Origin of the sequence: Marinobacter arenosus, assembly GCF_019264345.1 — a bacterium.
GTDB classification, from domain to species: Bacteria; Pseudomonadota; Gammaproteobacteria; order Pseudomonadales; family Oleiphilaceae; genus Marinobacter; species Marinobacter arenosus.
The window spans coordinates 2941657-2962177 of the sequence record NZ_JAHVAO010000001.1 but is presented as its reverse complement, the minus strand read 5'-3'; the positions used below and the strand labels follow the sequence as shown (position 1 = coordinate 2962177).

Annotated in this window: 20 protein-coding genes and 1 tRNA gene; 13 read left to right on the top strand and 8 right to left on the bottom strand. The window is 58.4% G+C overall.

The window, feature by feature from the left end:
• Nucleotides 1-2: 2 nt before the first annotated feature.
• The 4 genes from KXD86_RS13515 to KXD86_RS13500 all read right to left on the bottom strand — a co-directional run bounded on the left by KXD86_RS13515 (nt 3) and on the right by KXD86_RS13500 (nt 5498).
• Nucleotides 3-1379, bottom strand: coding sequence for a tetratricopeptide repeat protein (locus KXD86_RS13515; protein ID WP_218636527.1), 1377 nt, complete (start codon nt 1377-1379; stop codon nt 3-5).
• Between the two features lie 14 nt (nt 1380-1393).
• Nucleotides 1394-2563, bottom strand: coding sequence for an alginate biosynthesis protein Alg44 (locus tag KXD86_RS13510; RefSeq protein WP_218636526.1), 1170 nt, complete (start codon nt 2561-2563; stop codon nt 1394-1396).
• Between the two features lie 59 nt (nt 2564-2622).
• Nucleotides 2623-4107 carry a glycosyltransferase family 2 protein gene (locus KXD86_RS13505; RefSeq protein ID WP_218636525.1) on the bottom strand — a complete coding sequence of 495 codons (1485 nt, stop codon included), beginning with the start codon at nt 4105-4107 and terminating at the stop codon, nt 2623-2625.
• 80 nt (nt 4108-4187) lie between these two features.
• On the bottom strand, nt 4188-5498 hold the full coding sequence (locus KXD86_RS13500; protein WP_218636524.1) for a nucleotide sugar dehydrogenase: 1311 nt from the start codon (nt 5496-5498) through the stop codon (nt 4188-4190).
• A gap of 698 nt (nt 5499-6196) precedes the next feature.
• On the opposite strand from KXD86_RS13500, the gene KXD86_RS13495 reads away from it, so the two are divergent.
• The 11 genes from KXD86_RS13495 to KXD86_RS13445 all read left to right on the top strand — a co-directional run bounded on the left by KXD86_RS13495 (nt 6197) and on the right by KXD86_RS13445 (nt 15123).
• Nucleotides 6197-6273, top strand: a tRNA-Arg gene (locus KXD86_RS13495).
• Between the two features lie 348 nt (nt 6274-6621).
• The gene (locus KXD86_RS13490) at nt 6622-7383 is read left to right on the top strand and encodes a glycosyltransferase family 25 protein (RefSeq protein WP_218636523.1); all 762 of its coding nucleotides are present in this window, start codon (nt 6622-6624) and stop codon (nt 7381-7383) included.
• Nucleotides 7383-8120: a glycosyltransferase family 32 protein gene (locus KXD86_RS13485; RefSeq protein WP_218636522.1), complete on the top strand. Its 738-nt coding sequence runs from the start codon at nt 7383-7385 to the stop codon at nt 8118-8120. The genes KXD86_RS13490 and KXD86_RS13485 overlap by 1 nt, the downstream gene beginning before the upstream one ends.
• Nucleotides 8113-9354 (top strand): O-antigen ligase family protein, encoded by a 1242-nt coding sequence (locus tag KXD86_RS13480; protein ID WP_218636521.1) that lies wholly within the window; start codon nt 8113-8115, stop codon nt 9352-9354. Before KXD86_RS13485 ends, KXD86_RS13480 begins: the two co-directional genes overlap by 8 nt.
• Before the next feature lie 299 nt (nt 9355-9653).
• The gene (locus KXD86_RS13475; protein WP_218636520.1) at nt 9654-10349 is read left to right on the top strand and encodes an ABC transporter permease; all 696 of its coding nucleotides are present in this window, start codon (nt 9654-9656) and stop codon (nt 10347-10349) included.
• Complete coding sequence (locus KXD86_RS13470; RefSeq protein ID WP_218636519.1) at nt 10342-11052, top strand: ATP-binding cassette domain-containing protein; 711 nt, start codon at nt 10342-10344, stop codon at nt 11050-11052. Before KXD86_RS13475 ends, KXD86_RS13470 begins: the two co-directional genes overlap by 8 nt.
• Before the next feature lie 9 nt (nt 11053-11061).
• Nucleotides 11062-11859 carry an ABC transporter substrate-binding protein gene (locus KXD86_RS13465; protein ID WP_218636518.1) on the top strand — a complete coding sequence of 266 codons (798 nt, stop codon included), beginning with the start codon at nt 11062-11064 and terminating at the stop codon, nt 11857-11859.
• Nucleotides 11860-11906: 47 nt separating this feature from the next.
• A complete protein-coding gene (gene fdhD, locus KXD86_RS13460) occupies nt 11907-12776 on the top strand; it encodes a formate dehydrogenase accessory sulfurtransferase FdhD (RefSeq protein ID WP_218636517.1) in 870 nt (289 codons plus the stop codon).
• A 12-nt stretch (nt 12777-12788) separates the two neighbouring features.
• Nucleotides 12789-13376 carry a molybdenum cofactor guanylyltransferase MobA gene (mobA, locus tag KXD86_RS13455; RefSeq protein WP_218636516.1) on the top strand — a complete coding sequence of 196 codons (588 nt, stop codon included), beginning with the start codon at nt 12789-12791 and terminating at the stop codon, nt 13374-13376.
• 2 nt (nt 13377-13378) lie between these two features.
• Complete coding sequence (gene mobB / locus KXD86_RS13450; protein ID WP_312846292.1) at nt 13379-13879, top strand: molybdopterin-guanine dinucleotide biosynthesis protein B; 501 nt, start codon at nt 13379-13381, stop codon at nt 13877-13879.
• The gene (locus KXD86_RS13445; RefSeq protein WP_218636514.1) at nt 13876-15123 is read left to right on the top strand and encodes a molybdopterin-binding protein; all 1248 of its coding nucleotides are present in this window, start codon (nt 13876-13878) and stop codon (nt 15121-15123) included. The genes mobB and KXD86_RS13445 overlap by 4 nt, the downstream gene beginning before the upstream one ends.
• Here KXD86_RS13445 and KXD86_RS13440 read toward each other — a convergent pair whose 3' ends face one another.
• From KXD86_RS13440 to KXD86_RS13425, 4 genes are read right to left on the bottom strand one after another with little or no spacing between them, the layout of a single operon-like run.
• Nucleotides 15124-15600 carry a DUF6505 family protein gene (locus KXD86_RS13440; RefSeq protein ID WP_218636513.1) on the bottom strand — a complete coding sequence of 159 codons (477 nt, stop codon included), beginning with the start codon at nt 15598-15600 and terminating at the stop codon, nt 15124-15126.
• On the bottom strand, nt 15597-16301 hold the full coding sequence (locus KXD86_RS13435; protein ID WP_218636512.1) for a biotin/lipoate--protein ligase family protein: 705 nt from the start codon (nt 16299-16301) through the stop codon (nt 15597-15599). The genes KXD86_RS13440 and KXD86_RS13435 overlap by 4 nt, the downstream gene beginning before the upstream one ends.
• On the bottom strand, nt 16298-17143 hold the full coding sequence (locus tag KXD86_RS13430; RefSeq protein ID WP_218636511.1) for an Mrp/NBP35 family ATP-binding protein: 846 nt from the start codon (nt 17141-17143) through the stop codon (nt 16298-16300). Before KXD86_RS13430 ends, KXD86_RS13435 begins: the two co-directional genes overlap by 4 nt.
• A 21-nt stretch (nt 17144-17164) precedes the next feature.
• Nucleotides 17165-19141: a 4Fe-4S binding protein gene (locus tag KXD86_RS13425; RefSeq protein WP_218636510.1), complete on the bottom strand. Its 1977-nt coding sequence runs from the start codon at nt 19139-19141 to the stop codon at nt 17165-17167.
• A 137-nt stretch (nt 19142-19278) separates the two neighbouring features.
• Here KXD86_RS13425 and KXD86_RS13420 point away from each other — a divergent pair, with 137 nt between their 5' ends.
• A complete protein-coding gene (locus KXD86_RS13420) occupies nt 19279-19857 on the top strand; it encodes a DUF3305 domain-containing protein (RefSeq protein WP_218636509.1) in 579 nt (192 codons plus the stop codon).
• The gene (locus KXD86_RS13415) at nt 19857-20459 is read left to right on the top strand and encodes a DUF3306 domain-containing protein (protein ID WP_218636508.1); all 603 of its coding nucleotides are present in this window, start codon (nt 19857-19859) and stop codon (nt 20457-20459) included. The genes KXD86_RS13420 and KXD86_RS13415 overlap by 1 nt, the downstream gene beginning before the upstream one ends.
• The last annotated feature ends 62 nt before the right edge of the window (nt 20460-20521 follow it).

Sequence of the window (20521 nt, the reverse complement as noted above, 5' to 3'; positions counted from 1 at the left end):
TCTTACCCCCCTTGGGTGGTGTTCGTTCGGACGTCGGCGGTTTCCCGCTGCATCAACTGACGTCGGGCGGACAATTCCCGATTGGCGATGGCCTCGGCTTCGTTCTCCAGAACCCTCGGCATATTGGGTACCATCTCGAGCAGCAGGTCCTTACCCCGCTGGACGCCACCTTCCAGCGCTAGCAGCGCAAAAGCCCAGGCGTAGGTTTTGTCGACCTTGATGCCTTTGCCTTCCAGGAACATCTCGGCCAGCAGGTAGTCGGCTTTCGGGAACCCGCGCCGGGCGGCCCGGAGCAGGTAATCCCGGGCCTTATGAGGATCCGATTCACCGAGGTACCCCCGCTTGTAGATGCGACCCAGCAGGTAATCCGCCGATGCGTACTTTTCCCGGGCTTCCTCGGCATACTTCACCGCTTTTTCCGGGTCCAGAGGCACAATCCGGCCCCTCTCATAGATCCGGGCGAGCACCAGTGACGCCTTCAGATCGCCTTCCGCCCTAGAGGCTTCCAGCAACTTGATCACCTCCTCCGAATCCGCCAGGTAGGTGTTATCCATGATCAGCCGGGCTCGACCGGTCATCGCCGGCACGTAACCCGGGATCAGCAACTGGTAGAGGTCGTTGGAGAGGGTGACCTGTTTGGCCGGCGACTCGTCGTCGGACATCCAGCGGGCAAAAAGGTAGAGATCACGATCGGTGATCCGGCCCGCTTCCCAGGCTGACCGGGCCCGGTCAACCAGCGCCTCAAAGGCGTCAGTCCGGTTCTGGCTGAGGTAAACCTGGCCCAGAATCATCAGACACTCGGGCTGGGCTTCCACAATCGGCTCGCAGAGGGAAGCGATCTCGCCACCTCGGGCATCCGCCTGCCCCGCCATCAGGTAATACCGGGCCAGCGCCAGGTCACCCGCCGGGTCACCCGCCGCGCGGGCCCGCTCAATCCACTTGCGCGGCTGTGCGCCGGGAAACTCCTTGGGATATTCGAGGTACAGCTCCACCAGAGGCATCAGGGCACTGTCGTCGCCTTCGGCAAACGCCTTCTTCAGGTACTGTTCACCCCGGGCCCGCTGTGCCGGGGTTCCACCTTCCCGCGCCAGCAATTTCCCCAGTCTTACCCAGGCGCGATCACTGCCTTGCTCAGACGCTTCGCCGTACCAATGCAACGCCTTCTTCAGGGCCACATCGGAATCCTTCTCCGCGTACAGATCGCCCAATTCCACCTGGGCATCGGCGATACCGAAGCGTGCCAGTTCTTCCAGTTGGGCCCGCGCGGCTTCAATGTTGCCGGCCGCGGCTTCCCGTTCAGCGCGCTCGATGTCTGGCACGCCGCTGCAGCCGGCAAGACCGATCATGAGAACGCTGATTACGCCTGCTTTCCGAGACATCACGCCAGCTCCGCTCAATTTCCTGACACGCGGTCGACCAGGCCTTCAACAGCCGCCAGCTGGAAAACATCGACGGTGACGCCGATGGGCCGACCGACCGATTCCATCGGCAACGGCTTTTCAGCCTGAATCAGGGCGTTGATTGCGTTGCCCGGCTGGTTGGGTGTTTCCGAATCCACAAAGAGCGACTCGATTCGGCCGGGCTGGGTGTCACCGCCGGGCAGTCGCAGGGTGACCGACTGCCCTTCCTCGAGCTCCTCGCCGTCGGCGAAGTTGAAGCGGGCAATCACGTGGGCGGAGGCATCGGTCGGGGCGACCACGGCCAGTTTCTCGCCTTTGCTCATGTACTGGTCTTCCGCCGGCAGCAGGTTCAGCACCTTGCAGTCGCAGGGACTGGTCAGGGTGCCCCGGACGCTCTGGCCCAGGAGTTCCTCAATCTGCTCAACCGTGTAGTTGCCATTGCCCACCAGCTCGTTGACATAGGACAGCATGGGGGCGTCAAACGTGGCGATGGCCTGGCCGGCCTCCACCTGCTCCCCGGCTTCCACCAGCGTGGTGACCTTCGCATCCTTGGGCACCCGAACCGGGATGTTTTCCGACGCCACCATGGCGGATTCTGCGGTGGTTACGAAATAAATCTGCCACAGCTGGTAGCCCACGAAGGCCACCGCGATGAGGCCGATCCCCATCGCCACCAGGCTGACAATCATGGCCCTGGCACTGGCAAAGAAACCCAGCGCCTGATTGGCTTTGCCCTTGCGGGACTTGGTGAAGTTCTCCCGGGAGAGGGTATTGAGCACATCCCCGGCAGACACCAGCTCACCGCTGAGAAATGAGGTGATCAGGTAGCGCAGAACAGACACCTCGTTGGCGCCCAGATCCTGGAATTCGCAGCCGCAACGGTCGCCCTGCCCACCCATGTTCCTGGGCACGAAATCGACATCGACCGCGAAGTCGAAACCGTCGATCTTGAAAACCAGTCGCCCGTTGTACACGTGACCCTGTCGCAGCGATTCATTGCCGAGATGGATGCTGACGCCGCCGGCAGACACATCCGCTACCGGAAACTTCATCATGGTGCCATCGAGCTTGACGAACAGCTTGGCCGGCATTCGGACCCGGGCATACTGTCGCTGGGCTTCGGATTCATGGACAAACTGCGGTGCTATCGCTGCCGTATTCATTGCTTAACCCTTACTTGTGTGAGTTCTCTGTAAAACGTTCTGCCCTGATAAATGACGACTCAGACGATGAACATCACGGTCGCCAGAAAGACACTGGCGGCTGAGAAGGTCATCACCCGCGACGACCAGCGGTTCAGGCGTTGCTGGAACGATGCCGAATCGGTGCTGAAACTGGTTTTCTGGCGCGTCCACGATTGCCGGTCGAGCCGGAAGAACACGTAGATCTTCATCAGGGACCCGAAGATCTGGTTGAAGTAGAGGATGACCGGGTAGGCCGGCCCCACCGGATGGCCGGTCGCCATCAGCAATGCACTCAGCACCAGACGGGTCAGACCAATCCACAGGAGGTAGGCCACCAGAATCACGCCCGAATACTTCAGCGAGGCGACGATGGCTGCGGTCAGGCCCAGGATGCTGGTCCACATGGAGATGCGTTGGTCCCAGAGCACGTACCAGGTGAACCACCCGAGGCGACGGGGCCCCAGCTTGGTGGCCCGGCTGTTCTGGCGGAGATTGTTGCCGTACCACCGGAACATCAGCTGTCGGGCCGACCGGATAAAGTTCGGATCGGGTGGATGCTCCACGGTGTGAATGGATGCATCGGGCACGTAAAAGGTGTCGTAGCCCAGACGCATCATGCTGAACCAGCTGGACTTGTCATCGCCGGTCAGGAACCGGAAACGGCCCAGGCGCCAGTGTTTCAGGGAGTCGTATTCGACATCGCCAATGAACTCCGGGCGGGTGATCACGCTGGCGCGAAACACCGACATCCGGCCGGTGAGCGTCAGCACCCGGCGAGCCAGCCCCATGGAGCACATGTTGATGTGGCGCTGGGCAAAGCGGAGCTTGTGCCACTCCGACATCAGGTAACTGCCATGCACCTCGCAGAACTCATTGGTGGTCAGCGCGCCGACATTCGGCATCAGGCGGAAGTAGGGCGCCGTGGCCCGCACAACGCCCGGGTTCAGAACCGTGTCGCCATCGACCACTGCCGCGACCGCGTTGTCATCCGGCACCTCCCGGGAAATGGCCCGAAACCCGTAGGCCAGGCCGTCGCGTTTACCGGTGCCGGGAATCCGGACCAGCCTTAGCTTCACCCGCTCCGGAGGATCCAGACGACGCCAAAGCGCCCGCATCAACATCTCGTCTGACAGTTCGACGATGGACGCCACAACCGTGGTCGGCCAGCCGCAATCGATCGCCTCCTGAATGATGGAGGTGTACACCTTGGCCGTCGTCTCCGCGTCAATCCGGAAACTGGTCACCATGAGATAAACGTGGGAAGGCGCGGCGTCATCGCCCAGCTTCCGGGCCTGGGCCCGGATTCGGGGGTAGGCAACGTGCAGAAAGTACATGCCCCGGACAAAATGGATGATGCCCACCGAATAGCGCCAGAGGCCGATGCCACCCACCAACAGAATAAAGTGCGCCCCGCCCGGCACGATGAACTCCCGCGGCAGCGAGACCGCAAGGGCACCAAGAATGGCCAGGTAAAACAGCCAGCCTGCTGCCCGCGACAGGGCGTTATCCGTCATCCACGACATGCTCATGCTCTCCAGATACCTGCATACATCCCATTCGAACCGGTTCCCCGACCCCGCCGATGCGGGGCCGGAGCGTGCCTTTACCAGCAGATGCCTTCGAGCACGTCATTGGTGGTGGTCTTCATGAAGCCCACCAGGTCCACCACGCGCTTGCCCTCGGGCACGTCCGCGATGATGGTTTCGAACAGCTCATCGTTGTTGCCCACGACGACAACATCGCCGTGCTCCACCACGCCGCGGAGGTCACTGTCCATGAGGTTGGAGAGATGGGGGATTTTCTGGTTGATGTACTCGCGGTTCGCGCCATGGGTGCGGGCGTAATCCACGTTGCGATCGAAGATCTTGAGGTCGTAGCCTTTGCCAATCAGCATCTCGGCCAACTCCACCAGCGGACTTTCGCGCAGGTCATCGGTGTTGGATTTGAAGCTCAGGCCCAGCATGCTGATCTTGCGACGGCCGTAGCCGGTCACGATATTGAACGCATGGGTTACCTGCTCGTCGTTGCTGCTCATGATGGAACTGAGCAACGGATTGCGAACATCCATCTGGTTAGCGCGGTATGTCAGTGCCCGAACGTCCTTGGGCAGGCACGAGCCGCCAAAGGCAAAGCCCGGGCGCATGTAGTAGCGGGAGATGTTCAGCTTGTTGTCCACGCACATCACGTCCATGACGTCCCGGCCATCGACGCCCATGGATTTGGCGATGTTGCCGATCTCATTGGCAAAGCTGACCTTGGTGGCGTGCCAGACATTGCAGGTGTACTTGATCATTTCCGCCACTTCGATGGGCTTTCGGATCAAGGGTGCATCCAAGTCTGAATAGAGTTCCGCCAGCAAGTCACCGGAACGCTCGTCCAGTTCGCCGATGACCGTCATGGGCGGCTGATCGTAGTCTTTGATCGCCGTGCTTTCGCGCAGGAATTCCGGGTTCACACAGACACCGAAACCTTCTCCTGCTTTCTTCCCGGACACTTCCTCCAGAATCGGGACAACCAGGTCACGCACCGTACCTGGAAGGACGGTGCTGCGCACCACAACCAGGTGCCAGTCGGCCTTGTGCTTCAGCGCCAGGCCGATGTCGCCAGCTACCTTCTCAACGAAGGTCAGGTCGAGATCGCCATTGGGCTTGCTGGGTGTACCGACACAAATCATGGAAAGGTCGGAGTTCTGAACGGCGTCGAAACCGTCCGTGACGCCACGAATACGGCGACTGCGAACGCCTTCACCCAGCAGTTCCTCCAGGCCCGGCTCAACGATCGGGGAGCGACCGCTGTTAATCAGGTCAATCTTCACGGGAGAAACATCCACCCCGATCACCTCATGGCCGCGACGCGCCAGGCTGGCTGTACACACAGCGCCAACGTAACCCAATCCAAATATGCTTACTCTCATCCCAGTTGTCCTCTTTCCGTTACACCAACGATTCATGTATTTGACGTGTTTACCGGACCACCGTCTGGTTTCCGTCGCTTTCAGGCTCGATCGCCTGTTTTGGTTCGCCATTTCCAACGTGTTGCCTGGAAAAGCACATCGCTGGAATCGGCTATCTCAGGGAATTCCCGGAAATCCGAACCCGCTCCGAGATCACCCGAACCACGCTTGAAGTCGGGTGTAACCGCAGCGTTACAGTGCAAAAACGTACAGAAACAAAACCTTAAACTCCTGTTACAAAAGGATAATTTTTTTGAGTTTCCGACGCTGACATGTATTCGATGTTGCTGTGGCCCTAACGGATACACAGAGGGGTGCAAACTTATGTTTTGAGAGGAATGAACTGTGAAAGCAGGCCAGAAACACGCGGCGTGATTGCGGCAGATTTTTGACTTTCGAGGGGATTTTTAATTCAAAAGGAATTAGAAGCTCAAGATACTATGCAGAATTGATATAAAGGACTGACGCCCGACTCTACATAATTCACGCCGTTTCGAAATCGTCATAAACAGGAAACATCTTTTACTCAGACTCCGGATTTTGCTGTCGACCAACCGTAACGGATGGAAACGACGGATCGGCGGGAAGGGCTGGACAGACGGGAGCTTCGCACGTAAGATTGCGCACTCGAAATTGACGCACTGCCGTCAACGTTCGTTCCGCCCGTAGCTCAGCTGGATAGAGCGCTGCCCTCCGGAGGCAGAGGTCAGAGGTTCGAATCCTCTCGGGCGGGCCATTTTTTACTCGCCCCCCCCTTTCGCAATAGCGACATTTCCCTCGGCAACTCTCAAACACCTTTGGTAGCCTTTTCGATGCACGGCCCAGAAGAATAAAACCAACGTTCAACCGCAGTGGACATATCATGGACGCCAAGCTACCGATCAGTCGTGGCAGTCGTCCTGAATCCCCGGCCCGCCTTGGTGCTCTTCCGAATGCTATGCTCTGCGCTAAGGAAATCGTTATTTCCGCTCATCGCCCTCTGATAAGATGCGCCCTATAAAACGGGAACGGTTAAGCTAGAGGGCTACAAGTCAGCTTTGATGAATCGTACGGAAGCGAGTAAGGCCTTGTGACCAGAATCATTGTGATCAACATCGACGACGCCAAGGACAGATGGGAGCATATCTCGCGACAGCTTAGTGAAATGGGTCTCGTCGCTGAACGATTTGCTGCAATCAATGGAAGAAAACAGAATCACCCTCTGTTCGAGCGCTATGACGATCGGCTGAGACAAAAGAGAAAGGGTGATTCTTTGAGCCTTGGACAACTGGGGTGCTTCGCAAGCCACTTCCTTGTCTGGAAGCGGTGCCTGGAGCTTGGTGAACCCGTAATTGTGTTAGAGGACGACGTTACCGTAGTCGGCGAAAGATTCGGCGAGTTTCTGGACGTGGCGGGTAAACTTGACGACCGAATTGAATGTGTTCGCCTTTTCAAAAACAAGACAAAGCACCATAAGGTTTTCCCCTACGCTTCCTATGGCAACCTGGCCATCGTCAAATATACCAAGGGCCCGATGAGTGCTATGGGTTACTATTTAACGCCCAAAGGTGCCCACAAGCTCATCGCAAACGCCGACGAATGGTATCTTGCTGTTGATATGTATATGGACCGTTTCTGGGTAAATAATGTGGAATGCTTCGGGACTGTACCCGAATGTATAAAACACGATTATCTTTTCGACTCCATGATTGGCTACGAGGACAAACCGAAAAGAACCCTTTCAACAAGGACTAGAAGGGAGCTGTTTTCGCTCACTGAAAACACTCGTCGCTTTCTTCATAACCTGAAATTCCGGATCTATCATTCCGGCCAACCCAGCCCTGTTCGTAACGAAAGAACCGTTTGATGGCGGAAAATAAGCAGAAAATCCCGAAAAAACTCCATTTCATCTGGGTCGGTGACGACAAGCTTCGTCCCAACGCCTGCATCGAAACCTGGCAAAGGATGCACGAGGGTTTTGACGTAAAGGTTTGGGATAACGATGATCTTCATGATCTTCCCTGGAAGACGAAACATTTAATGGAGCATGTCCTGGAGGTCGGAGGGCAATACGCTGCGATTGCCGATCTCATGAGATGGGAGATTCTTATGGCTGAGGGCGGAATAGCCCTTGATGCTGACTCGGTATGTTTGAAAACGCTGCCTGACTGGTTATTGGAGTGTGATCTTTTTGCAGCCTGGGAAAATGAATATAGCCGACCGGGGCTGGTCGCAAACGGGTACGTCGGTTGCGCTCCTCAACACCCCGTCATTCAGAGCATCGTTGAGGATCTATCAAATCTCGAGCACTGGCCAAGAAGGTTTTCTTTTTCGAGAAAGGGGTGGCATTACATGCCCGCGTGGAAATTGACAGGGCCCGGCGCATTCACAGAGGCCTTGATGTCGTCCACTGACAAGACCGCAACGATTTTGCCAAGCCATTTTTTTATACCCGTTCATTACTCAGGGATTAAATACAGGGGCAATGGACCTGTCTTTGCCTGCGAGTTCTTCTCCAGCACACCCCAATCCTCGGAAATGATCGACCTTTCTTTATCCGCTGACGAGTTAATTGCAGTAGCCAAAGGCTTGCTCGATGAATGATTTTATCCTGAGAAGGCTGGAGGGTCTTGTCGCCACAGCCATCTTGTTGTTTTTCGCATGTTCAATACTGTTCCCCTGGGCAGAAATTGCTCGTTTCTTTTTCTTTGGGTTGTCGCTTCCGTTAGCTTTTTATTATGTCTACAAACGAAAGCTACCCAGTGAATTTTTGTCTTTCCCAATACTGGCAATGATGATCCTGGTTGGTTATTTGGTCGTTAACTCGTTCCTTCTAAGTGACGTTAGCGGTTATCAGGATTTTCGTCGGCTTCGCTGGGGATTAGAGATCGTTCTTTTCTTACTCGCGATCACGATCGCTTGCCGATACTGGATCGCCAACCCTTGTACGATGGGTCGGAGCTTTGCGTTAACCTCGGGCCTGGCCGCTCTACTCCCGGTTGCAGCCTATGTCGTGGCCGGGGATTTTTCTCAAAGGATCACCGGCGCAGGCTTCCTTGATCATCCGATCCGGGGTGCCTCGACATTGCTGGTGATGTGGGCTTTTGGAGCCATTGGGTTCTTACTGGCAAAAAATCGAGTGGGGCTACGTGACTGGACTCTTCTGGTTATTTCGGGCGCCCTGGTATTTTTGTTCGTTGTGCTCTCACAAAGCCGAGGTCCGATAGGAGCCGCCGTTCTGCTGTTTGGGCTACTGCTGTTCAGTATTTCCATAAAAACCGCGAACAGAAAGAGTCTTTTTCTCTGGGGAAGCGGTCTGCTGGTGGGCCTTGCCGCCTCGTTATGGTTTTCTGGCGCTTATGAATCGATTGTAGAAAAGGCCAGTGATCGAGGGCTCTCCTATCGGCTGGAAATCTGGACGGCAGTCATTCAGCACGCTTCGTCATTCTGGACATTTGGCGTGGGACAGGCGACGTCCTTCAGCGATACGCTTCCCGGGAAGGATCTTGCAACAAGTGTCGGCGTGACGTTTGATCATACTCATAACATTTTCCTTCAGGCACTGCTGGTTGGCGGGGTCCCCGCTCTGATGTTGGTTGGCGTGATTATCGGCTCTTTGACCCTCAAACTCGCATTAATGACGCAGGAACCATTGGAGGTGCGCGTAGGGATGTTGGCGCTGGTGCTGTTGGTTGTTTCGATTAACGTAACGGATACCATCCGTTTCTTATCGTCGCCAAGGCCTGACTGGGTTCTTTTTTGGGCGCCCTTAGCCTTTTGTGCGGTGTATTCGGCTGCAACACAAAAAACGGCCTCAAGATCTGGCGATCATGATTGATCGATAAACGTCTCACCAGAGTCCACGGAGTTTGGGGAGAGGTCACCTCCCCCTCTATCCAGTTTTAATCAAAGTACTACTTCCCTCCCATCACCAACATCTGTAGCTTTAGAGTTAACGTAAAACAATAAGCGTCGACCATTTCAGGCCCTGCCATGATTTGTTCAGCATTAGGCGTACCCGGACTCGCAAGATCGCCACGGCGCGGTTCCCACTCAGGTTGAGTACGTTCAACACTTGCGGATCCGGGACAAAGAGGCTTGAATCTTCGATGTACCAATTCAGGACTATCCGTTTAAATGGATGCATTGGCTGAAGCCCTTCGACTGATCGTTACGCTTGACGCGGATCTGTTCGAAATCCTCTGGCTGTCCATTCGCGTCAGCCTCACCGCGCTGGTGATCTCCGCCATCATCGGTTTGCCGCTGGGGACGTACCTGGCGATCTCCAAGTTCCCGGGCCGCAAATTTTCCATCCTTCTACTGAACGCCCTGATGGGAATGCCGCCGGTGGTGGTGGGACTGATGGTGTATTTGCTGCTGTCGCGATCGGGGCCGCTGGGCTGGCTCGGGCTGCTGTATACCCCATCTGCCATGATCATCGCTCAGGTGGTGCTGATTACCCCGATTATCGCGGCCCTGTCGAACCAGGTGATTGAGCACCTGCACCAGGAGTACAGCGATACGTTTTATTCGATGGGTATCACCGGATACCGTGCGGTGGTGGCCTACCTGGTGGACGCGCGCTATGCGCTGACCACCTGCATTCTGGCCGGCTTCGGTCGCGCCATCGCAGAGGTTGGCGCCGTCATTATCGTGGGCGGTAATATTGATCATCTGACCCGGGTGATGACCACCGCCATTGCGCTGGAAACCTCGAAGGGCAACCTGACCCTTGCCCTGGGCCTTGGTGCGGTGTTGCTAACCCTTTCTCTGCTGGTCAACGCTCTGGTGATCGGCGTCCGTGAATACGCAGCGAAGCACCAATATGCCTAGTTCACTCTTACCGATATGCATCAGCGATCTGCGCCTCATCAAGGGCGACCGGACCGTGCTGCAGGGAATAAACCTGGAAATCAGCGAACCGGGTGTGACGGTCATTATGGGCCCGAACGGCGCGGGCAAGACCATGTTCCTGCGCTGTCTCCACGGGCTGGTCACGCCGGACCAGGGATTGATCACGCTGGGCTCCCTGTCGGTAGCCGAAAGCCGAGAGGGCCAGGCCATGGTTTTCCAGCAACCGGTATTGCTGCGCCGGACCGTGGCGCAGAATCTGGCCTTTGCGGCCCCCGACCTTGCGAAGACCGATCCACGCCGTTTGATCCAGGCCCTGGAGTCCGTCAACCTGGCCGACCGGGCCGACCAGCCGGCTCGGATGCTGTCGGGTGGCGAACAACAGCGACTCGTTCTCGCTCGGGCGCTGATGAGTAAGCCTGCGTTATTGTTGCTGGATGAGGCGACGGCGAGCCTCGACCCGGCATCGGTACTGCTCATTGAATCGCTGGTCAAAGCCCAGAGCGCCTGCGGAACCAAGGTTGTCCTCGTCAGCCACGACCAATGCCAGGCCAGACGTCTGGCCGACGAGATCATATTTCTCTCCGATGGCCAGGTCACGGACCAGTGCCCGGCTGACCAGTTCTTCAACGCGCCACAAACCCGAATGGCTGAAGCCTACTTGGCCGGCGACATCCTGTGCTAGAGGACAACCATGAAACTCCTGATCACCTTCGTCGCACTGGTATTCAGCGCCAACACGTTGGCCGACACCATCATCGTTCAGTCCACCACGTCAACTCAAAACAGCGGCCTGTACGACTACCTGTTGCCGAAATTGGAGAAGGACACGGGAATCAAGGTTAACGTTGTTGCCGTGGGTACAGGACAGGCCATCAAAAACGCCCGGCGCTGTGATGGGGACGTGCTCCTGGTTCACGCCAAGTCGGCGGAAGAAAAATTCGTGGCCGATGGCTATGGCGACTACCGCCGCGACCTCATGTACAACGACTTTGTCATCATCGGGCCAAAGGCCGATCCGGCCAGGGTGGGGCAAGCGCCGAACGTCACCGATGCCCTGAGGCGAATCACGCAAGCCGGTGCCAAATTTGCCTCGCGCGGCGATGATTCCGGAACCCATAAAAAAGAACGGTCACTGTGGAAAGAAGCGAAGATTGACCCTGACGCCGGCTCCGGTCAGTGGTACCTTGAAACCGGCAGTGGTATGGGAGCCACTTTGAATACCGGCATAAGCCTGGGCGCCTATGTACTGACGGACAGAGCCACCTGGATTGCGTTCGCCAACAAACAGGACGGCACCATTCTATTCGAGGGAAACCCGGCGCTTTTCAACCAGTACGGCGTGATTCCCGTGAGCCGGGAAAAGTGCCCGAATGTGCATCGAGAGTCGGCTGAGGCCTTCGCCACGTGGTTGTTGTCCGAAGCCGGTCAAAGCGCCATTTCCGGCTATCAGGTTCAGGGCAAGCAGTTGTTTTTCCCAAACGCCGACTAAACGATCCAGACTCCGGTGACCGAACTTCCGAAAAGGGTACAACAGCCATGACGATTGCATCTCTTCTGCCCAATCCGACCGACCCCCGGCTATCCCGCACCGTCGAGGGCGTTGATGAAACCGGGCAAGCCAAATCGATCGCCGTGATTGAAGAACGCCCTCTGACCATCTACCTGAACAGTCAGGAGATCGTCACCGCCATGACCATCGGCGACCATCCGGAGTACCTCGCCCTTGGCTTTCTCCTGAATCAGGGGATGTTGAAAGAGACCGACGAAGTCACGAAAATCGACTTTGACGAGGAGCTGGAGGTTGCGGTCGTTCGCACCGCGGGGGTTACCGATGTCGAGCACAAGCTGGAAAAGAAAACCCGGACCTCCGGCTGCGCCGTGGGCACGGTGTTTGGTGACATGATGGCCGGGCTTGAGGGACTTTCCCTGCCGGACACACCCGTTCACACCAGCACCTTTTACGACCTTTCCTACCAGATCAACCACACGCCCAGCCTGTACATGGAGACCGGCGCCATCCATGGCACCGCCCTGTGCCACGGGCTTGAGGTTCTTGCTTACATGGAGGACGTCGGGCGCCATAACGCGGTCGACAAGATCGCCGGCTGGATGCACCTGAACGGCATCCCCGCGGCCGATAAAGTCCTCTACACCACGGGCCGCCTCACCTCCGAAATGGTGATCAAGACGGCTCTGATGGGCATTCCCACCCTGATCAGCCGGTCCGGCTTCACCGCCTGGGGTGTTGATATTGCGCGGCAGGTCGGGTTGACCCTGATCGGGCGAATGCGCGGCAAGAAATTCACCTGCCTGAGTGGCCAGCATCGGCTGGTCTACGACCAGGACTTGTCCCAGGTTCCCGATGAAGACAGGAAATTGCGTCGAAAAGGCGCGCAGCATGATTGAGAGGATGGGAGCATGACGGAGTGCGCGGTCATTCTGGCCGGTGGCCTGGCAAGCCGCATGGGCGGTGGCGATAAAGGCCGGTTGATGCTGGGCGATCAGTCGCTCATCGAGCGCGTGATCGATCGCATCACGCCGCAGGTCGAGGCCGTGGTGTTAAACGCCAACGGGGACCTGAGTCGTTTCGAGGATTTGGAGCTGCCCGTGGTGGCCGACTCGGTTCCCGGCTACGCGGGTCCGTTGGCAGGTGTGCTGGCCGGCATGGATTGGGCCGCCCAACACGGCTATGACTGGCTGATCAGTGTCGCCGCCGACACCCCTTCCTTCCCGCTGGACCTGACCGAGCGATTGTCGGAGCACAACACCCCCGTGGTCCTGGCGGCGACGCCGGACCCGACCCGTGGCCGGGTGCCCCAACCCACCTTTGGCCGCTGGCAGGTTGCCTTGCGACACGACTTGAGGGCCGCCCTGAACGATGGCGTGCGCAAGATTCGCCAATGGACACAAGCCCAGGGCGAGACTCTGGTAATCTTTGGCGAGGATGATTTTTTCAACATCAACACACCGGAAGACCTGGCCTGGGCGGAGCAGCACCTGAAGTGAACGTGATAGGCATCGTAGGTTGGAAAAACTCTGGGAAGACCACACTGGCTGCCGCTCTGATTCGCGAGCTATCCAGCAGGGGGTTAACGGTCAACTCGATCAAACATGCCCATCACATGGTGGATGTGGATCAGCCCGGAACGGACAGCTACAAACACCGTGAGGCCGGAGCCCGCGAGGTCATCCTGGCCGGGGGCCAGCGCTTTGCCATCATGCACGAGCTGCGCGGCGCCGGTGAGCCGACGCTCGAGGATTTGATAGCCCGCCTTGCTCCCAGCGACTGGGTCGTTGTGGAGGGGTACAAAACTCACGCCCACCCGAAGATTGAGGTGCACAGGCAGGAAACGTCCCGCTCACCGCTTTACCGGGAAGACGGCAATATCATCGCCGTTGCCACCGACTATGCCGCCGACTTTTCCGGGCCAGTGTTCGATGTGAACGACATCACCGGCCTTGCCGATTTTATTATTAATCATGCACAGCCATCAGCGAGACAGCCATGAAGCCGCTTCGCAACGACTGTTTTGCCCTGCCCCCCGGAGTGAACTGGACGCCGGTCGATGAGGCCCTTGAGCGTTTGCGTTCTCGGTTACATCCCGTTGTGGAGGTAGAGCGCGCCGTTCCGCTGTCGCAGGTGAACGGCCGAATCCTGGCAAGCGATGTCTACGCGCCTCGCGCGCATCCCCCAAGCACCAATTCCGCCGTCGACGGCTATGCCCTTGCCGGTCCGGTGACCGACGCTCCCTGCACCCTGCCTCTGATCGATGGCCGCAGTGCTGCCGGTGAGCCCTACATGGGAAAGGTGCCCGCAGGGCACGCAATCCGGATTCTGACAGGAGCCGTCATTCCAGAAGGCACGGATACGGTGGTTCTGGAGGAAGACTGCGACGTCCGGGATGGCCAGCTGCATTTGAACGGAACGCTTAAAGCGGGCGCCAATGCCCGCAAAGCCGGTGAAGACATCAAGGCCAAGGACAGGATTCTCACTGCCGGAACGCGGCTCAGTCCGACCCAGATTTCCGTACTTGCCAGCGTGGGTGTGGAATCCGTCGATGTGTATCAGCGCCTGCGGGTTGGTGTGCTGTCCACCGGTGATGAGGTGAAACCGGTCGGCGCAAGGGTGACCGACTGGCAAATTTACGACGCCAACCGACCGATGCTCAGCGCCCTGGTCTCGCAACTTGGCTACGAACTCGTGGATCTCGGCCACGTGCTGGACCGGGCTGAGGAGGTCAAGGCGGCACTGGCGCGTGGCGCGGAACAGTGCGATCTGATCCTCACCAGCGGCGGCGTGTCCGCCGGCGACGAGGATCACATATCAAAAACCCTGAAAGCCCATGGCGACATCAGCAACTGGCGGATTGCGATCAAGCCGGGTCGTCCGCTGGCCCTCGCCATGTTCCATGGAACGCCCGTGGTGGGCCTGCCGGGTAACCCGGTGGCCGCCTGGGTCTGCGCGCTGCGGTTTGGCGCCCCGGCCATGGCATTGCTGGCGGGTGGAGAATGGTTCGAACCTCAGGCGTATGTCATGCCTGCTAACTTTTCGAAGAACAAAAAGCCCGGGCGCAGCGAGATGCTGCGGGCACGGGTGCGGGATGGGCAGGTTGAGGTATTCGGCTCAGAGGGTTCCGGTCGGGTGACCGGCCTGGCGTGGTCCGAGGGCCTGGTGGAACTGGATGAGAGCCCCCGGCAAATCGAGCCGGGAACCCCCGTACGGTTTATCCCCTACGGTAGCTTCGGCCTGTAATCAGTCAACGCTACCATGCACCGCAAAAGCCTCCAGGGAAGCGTCCTGCGGAGCGCGAGAGCGGTAGGTTTCCTCAACACCCAACTCGGTCAGCGTGCGACTGACCATCAGCAAGGTGTTGTCTTCGAAGTCCTCACACATGCTGCGCATCTGGTCGATTTCTTCGCGGGCGACGGGATAGGCCGCCTCAATATCCGGCGCGCCATAGCGCTCGACAAAGGTTTGCGCCAGGGTCAGCCGCAACTGGTCCAGTTCGGCCTCAGTGATGTCGCAGACGCCCACAAAACTGGCACGCCCGCCAGACTCAATGCTGTACCAACCGTTTGTGAAGGCCTGGCGAGCCTTGCCCTTGAGCTCCGCTTCGGTCCAGTTGGAGAATTCGAAGCCGCCCGAGATGGCCCATTCACCGCTGGGTGCCGGCACCTCGAACACGTTCTCATCAGACACATCCAGTCTCAGGGTTCGGGCCAGTTTCATAGGTGCTCCGCAAATTCAATCAAACTCAAGGTCTCGGTCATGACATCCTGACGCAACAGCATCCGGCCTTTTTCATCGAGTCCGACAAAAAGCCCGGGCTTCGGCTGATCAACGATTTTACCCAGGGTATCGCAGCGTGGCCGCCATTCCTGGTGCACGCGCTCGAACCCGCTGTCCATGAAGTAGTTCAGCCACAGAAGGGTGTGTTTGGACCAGCTTTCCAACAGGGCCATGGGCGTGATATCGCCGCACCCTTCCTCTCGCAGGCAGGTCTGGTTCGGATGTTCGCCGGGTTCGGCACCCACTGGCGCAAAGGGCACATCGATACCGATAACCAGCCAGTTGGGATAGGCCTCGGGATCGGACACATCCGCGGCAAAACGAACGCCACCGCAGACCGCGTTATTGACCTTGATGCGGTCAGGCCACTGAAAGTAAACGGGCACCTCGGGCGGAGCCAGAGCGCCCAGACTCTCGGCCAGGCCGAGCTGGGCAACGTAAACCGCCTGGATGGCCTCTTCCAGCGGCGTTTCCGGCGCCAACACCAGAGCCGCGCGCAACGCATCGTCCTCCCCGGAGTAGAAAATCGTGCCCGAATCGACCCCGGCGATGGCCCGGCTGACCGCCTTGTCAAAAGGGTCCGTGTGCCTGGGTACGAGCTCCCCGGACAGGAGCGGCGGAAACTGGGGTGACTCGATCATCGGATAGCCCGGGCGTAGACGTCGGAGGCGACAAGTCCGTCGGCGATGCGCTGGAACGCCTTGGCCTGTGGGCTTTCGGGCTTTGACACCACAATCGGAACCCCCCCGTCCGACCCGATCCGGATATCCAGATCGAGCGGAATTTCGCCCAGGAAGGGCGCTCCGAGCTTTTCAGCCTCGGCCCGGGCCCCGCCGGAGCCGAACGGGTGGTGCTCCTTACCGCAGCCATCGCAGACAAACGATGCCATGTTTTCGATCAAGCCAAACAGCGGCACCTCCATGCGTTCGAACATGTCGATCCCCTTGCGGGCATCCATCAGGGCAATGTCCTGAGGCGTTGACACCACAACGGCACCGGCGACAAAAAACTTCTGGCTCAGCGTCATCTGGACATCACCGGTGCCCGGAGGAAGATCCACCAGCAACACGTCCAGTCTGCCCCAGTCCACCTGGTTCATCATCTGTTGCAGGGCCCCCATCAGCATCGGCCCACGCCACACGATGGCTTCATCCTCCGGCGTCATCAGGCCCAGAGACATCAGCGTCACACCATGATTGCGCAGCGGCAGGATGGTATGCCCGTCCGGACTGGACGGCCGACCGGAAACACCCAGCATGCGAGGCTGGCTGGGGCCGTAGACGTCGGCATCCAACAGGCCCACCTTCAGGCCTTTCGAGGCCAAGGCGACCGCCAGGTTGGACGCAACCGTCGACTTACCCACGCCGCCCTTGCCCGAGGCAATCGCGATGATGCGGTCAACACCCTTCGGGTTCTTGTCCTGAGGCCGGGGCGCGTCGGTACCAATCAGGTTGTCTTTGCCAACTTCGGTGTATTGAACCATGGTGCATCCTGTTCGGTTTTGTTAGCTATCGAGGTAGTCGTCCCGGGTGCGAACGCGGGGGCGCTCGCCCCCGGCCATGGGGGCATTGTCCCCGTGGTACTGGGATTTAACCCGACAATCGTCACACATCTTGATGAGCTGGACATTGTCTGTGTTGGAGTACATCCAGTGGCTTTCCAGCTTTTCAACAATCCGGTTAATGGTGCTGGCGACGCCGAACGGGGTGCCACACTTGATGCACTCGAAAGGCTCCTCGCCGTGCAGTGCCCGGGCACTGAGCGCGTCCTTCGACAGATCCAGCTGAGGCTTCAGGGTGATGGCTGTCTCGGGGCACGTACTTTGACAGATGCCGCACTGCACGCACGCGTTTTCCGTGAACTGGACTTCCGGCCGGTCCGGATGGTCGCCCAGGGCACCGGTGGGACACAGCGATACACAAGCCAGACAGAGTGTGCATTTATCAGAATCGATTTCTATCGCACCGTAGGGGGCACCCACGGGCAGGGGAATCGGCGCCTCGATGCTATCCGCCATCGCCGCGGCGGTGACCCGAGTAACGTCGCGGCGACCGCCGACCAGCAAAACCGGCTGACTCACCCGCCCGGCGTTGTCGCCAGCGGCGCCTAGCTCGATGGCCTCGATAACTCGAACCCTGCTCGGGGAATTCCGTGTGCCCCTGAGCATGGCTTGGGCCAGTTCCACTTCCGCAGCAACCGCCCGACGGTCTATCTCGTTGTCCGCCAGGATCAGGACTTCGGCGTAGCCTGCTCCGAATGCGGCCATGATCTCGGCATGGCCAATCCGGTCGGTATGCTCCAGTCCCAGCGGAATCAGGTCGTCCGCCAGCCCCTCGTCGTACCGGGCCAAATAGGCAATCGCTTCAGCGCCCGCACCCAGCGTATGGAAGACCAGTCGCGGGGCTTCACTGACCTGCTCGCGATAGACTCTGGCCATGACCTCCAGGTTTCGGGTGATGGCCTCGAAGGACGTTTCATTCATGGTGACGGCCGATGTCGGGCAAACCGCCGCACAGGACCCGCAGCCGGCACAAATATCGGAATCGATCTGTATGTGGTCGCCAGCGGAAAAAATGGCCTCTGTGGGGCAGACGTCGAGACAGCGGGTGCAACCGGTTTGGTGCGCTCGGGAATGCGCACACAGCGATTCTTCCAAATGGAAAAACACGGTTTTCTCGAACTCGCCGACTCGTTCCCTGGCGGTCAACGCAATGCGCTCCAACTCGCCCGTTTTTTCCGGGTCGGCCCAGAAATAGCCGTTGCGTTTCTGATAACTGGGAAACGCCGGCGCGCCGCCACGCAGGTCGATAAACACGTCGCACTCGCTTCGGGCGGTGGCTTTCACATCGCCATAACCCAGCTCGCCACGACCAGCGGGATTCAGCGTTTGCAACTGAGCAAACTCCAGACTGAAATTGCCCAACGCGCCATGAGCCGCCGTCAATTGTCCTTTGGCAACGTCGTAACCGGCAGACGGCAGTTGTATCGGCCCGGAGTCGGTGACGACGCAGGTAACGCCCAGCTCATCCTGCACCAGCTCGGCCATCCGGATCGCCTGATCGGTGGGGCCGACGATGCAACACACTCCACTGGACTGAATGGTTTTTACCGGCGCCGTGGGTGCCGTTAATTGAGCTGCCGCCATCAGGGCGGCTTGCTTGGCATGCAGGCGCTTCGGGTTTGCGTCCGGTGCACCCCAGCCGGCGCGGTCCCGGATATCGATGGTGCTCAACGGCGCGGCATGTTGAAGTTCCGCCTGAATGTCCTCGCTTAAACGCTCGAACAGCGCCGCCTGTTGGCCACAGGCAATCAGCACATCGCTACGGCCTCCCAGATGCTCGGCAGCCGTTTTCATATCGTTGCCGCACAGTTGATCCACTACGATCACCTGCTCCGCTCCCGCGGCCGTTTGCAGTGCCTTCTGATCAAGGGACTGTGATTTATCGCAGGTGCATAACAGTAGGGTCTTATGTGCTGTCATCAGGATCTCTACTCTTTTATTTGTTGTTATACGTATACGTCTTCATGCCGTCTCTAGAGCATGGCACAGCCTTTTGATCTTGGACAACTGGATAATTGTCGGGGCTCTGCTAGCTTCTTCTTAAAAAGAGAGTTGCCATGAGCAGTCGTACAGATCATTGGAAACGCGAGTTACAAGTTGGCGCCGTCGTTCGCCGGTCCCCCGGCGTGACACGGTGGGCTCGTGATACCTGGAAGCCAGTGGCGGTAATTCCCGGAGCGCCGGAAGCCTTCTGGAAGGAACTGGTTTGCGAAGGCGAGGTAATCGATTACCACGCAGGCACCGTGGGCATGGAACTGTTTCGCGCCGATGTCGAAGGCTACCTCGTCTCCCTGAACATGGTCGTTCCCTCCGTCTGGGTCATAATGGATAAAGACCAGACCAGCCGCTCGCCGTCCGGGTGGGTACTCAGCACCATCACTGCCAGTGCCCACGAGGCGCTGGATGCGCTGGACAGTGGCGAGAGCATCGTCGAAGCGGTTCCGATCCCCGAGTCCCTGGCGGCCTGGATCAAGGAGTTCATCGACATGCACTACATCGAAGAACCGTTCAAGAAACGACGTCGTGATGAAGTCCAGGTTGATGCGATCGAGGACGGCAAGGGCGATCCGCGCATTCGTCAGGAAAGCGATGTCTACCGAGCACCCACCAACATCAAGAAACCGAGGGTGCACTGATGACGGAGTCACGCCTGCAACGCTGGTCGCGTCAAAAAGCCGAAGCTCGCAGAGAGGCAGAGCTGGCCCCTCCAACGCCGGTTGAACCCCAGCCAACAAGGGAAGAACAGGAACTCGCCGTCAATGAGACCCTGCCGGAACGCGACGTGTTGGAGAAGTACGGCCTGCCGGACCCGGACGCTATCGTACTGGGTACCGACATCACCGGATTCATGCGCAAGGAGATTCCCGACCTCCTGCGTCGCAAGGCCCTGCGAGCACTCTGGAAATCCAACCCCGTACTGGCTGTGCTGGACGGCCTTAACGATTACGACGAAGATTTTTCGGATGCAGCGACCGCCACCGAGGGCGTGAAGACCCTGTACAGGGTCGGCCAGGGGTTGATCGAGAAACGGACACCGATTGAAGCGCGTACAGAGGATCGAGCCGAGACGCAGGCCATGACGATGCAACCCCTGCCTCCTGAAAAAACTGCCGGGCACCCGCTCTCCGACAGTGCGTCAGAGCCTTTGATCCCCCCTCACCAGGCTGATCCTGTGATTACCGATGCTGAGGCAGAACCACCACCACGCTACCGCCCCAGGATGCGATTCGACCAGTAGGACCTGGCCCAAGTTTGCCCCGCGGTCAAATTGGGTCTATAGAATAATGATGAAATTTTAAA

Excerpts from the sequence above, each read along its gene's own strand:
- KXD86_RS13515 (WP_218636527.1), bottom strand. The coding sequence starts at position 1,379 with ATGTCTCGGAAAGCAGGCGTAATCAGCGTTCTCATGATCGGTCTTGCC.
- KXD86_RS13510 (WP_218636526.1), bottom strand. The coding sequence starts at position 2,563 with ATGAATACGGCAGCGATAGCACCGCAGTTTGTCCATGAATCCGAAGCC.
- KXD86_RS13505 (WP_218636525.1), bottom strand. The coding sequence starts at position 4,107 with ATGTCGTGGATGACGGATAACGCCCTGTCGCGGGCAGCAGGCTGGCTG.
- KXD86_RS13500 (WP_218636524.1), bottom strand. The coding sequence starts at position 5,498 with ATGAGAGTAAGCATATTTGGATTGGGTTACGTTGGCGCTGTGTGTACA.
- KXD86_RS13485 (WP_218636522.1), top strand. The coding sequence starts at position 7,383 with ATGGCGGAAAATAAGCAGAAAATCCCGAAAAAACTCCATTTCATCTGG.
- KXD86_RS13480 (WP_218636521.1), top strand. The coding sequence starts at position 8,113 with ATGAATGATTTTATCCTGAGAAGGCTGGAGGGTCTTGTCGCCACAGCC.
- KXD86_RS13475 (WP_218636520.1), top strand. The coding sequence starts at position 9,654 with ATGGATGCATTGGCTGAAGCCCTTCGACTGATCGTTACGCTTGACGCG.
- KXD86_RS13470 (WP_218636519.1), top strand. The coding sequence starts at position 10,342 with ATGCCTAGTTCACTCTTACCGATATGCATCAGCGATCTGCGCCTCATC.
- KXD86_RS13465 (WP_218636518.1), top strand. The coding sequence starts at position 11,062 with ATGAAACTCCTGATCACCTTCGTCGCACTGGTATTCAGCGCCAACACG.
- fdhD (WP_218636517.1), top strand. The coding sequence starts at position 11,907 with ATGACGATTGCATCTCTTCTGCCCAATCCGACCGACCCCCGGCTATCC.
- mobA (WP_218636516.1), top strand. The coding sequence starts at position 12,789 with ATGACGGAGTGCGCGGTCATTCTGGCCGGTGGCCTGGCAAGCCGCATG.
- KXD86_RS13445 (WP_218636514.1), top strand. The coding sequence starts at position 13,876 with ATGAAGCCGCTTCGCAACGACTGTTTTGCCCTGCCCCCCGGAGTGAAC.
- KXD86_RS13440 (WP_218636513.1), bottom strand. The coding sequence starts at position 15,600 with ATGAAACTGGCCCGAACCCTGAGACTGGATGTGTCTGATGAGAACGTG.
- KXD86_RS13435 (WP_218636512.1), bottom strand. The coding sequence starts at position 16,301 with ATGATCGAGTCACCCCAGTTTCCGCCGCTCCTGTCCGGGGAGCTCGTA.
- KXD86_RS13430 (WP_218636511.1), bottom strand. The coding sequence starts at position 17,143 with ATGGTTCAATACACCGAAGTTGGCAAAGACAACCTGATTGGTACCGAC.
- KXD86_RS13425 (WP_218636510.1), bottom strand. The coding sequence starts at position 19,141 with ATGACAGCACATAAGACCCTACTGTTATGCACCTGCGATAAATCACAG.
- KXD86_RS13420 (WP_218636509.1), top strand. The coding sequence starts at position 19,279 with ATGAGCAGTCGTACAGATCATTGGAAACGCGAGTTACAAGTTGGCGCC.
- KXD86_RS13415 (WP_218636508.1), top strand. The coding sequence starts at position 19,857 with ATGACGGAGTCACGCCTGCAACGCTGGTCGCGTCAAAAAGCCGAAGCT.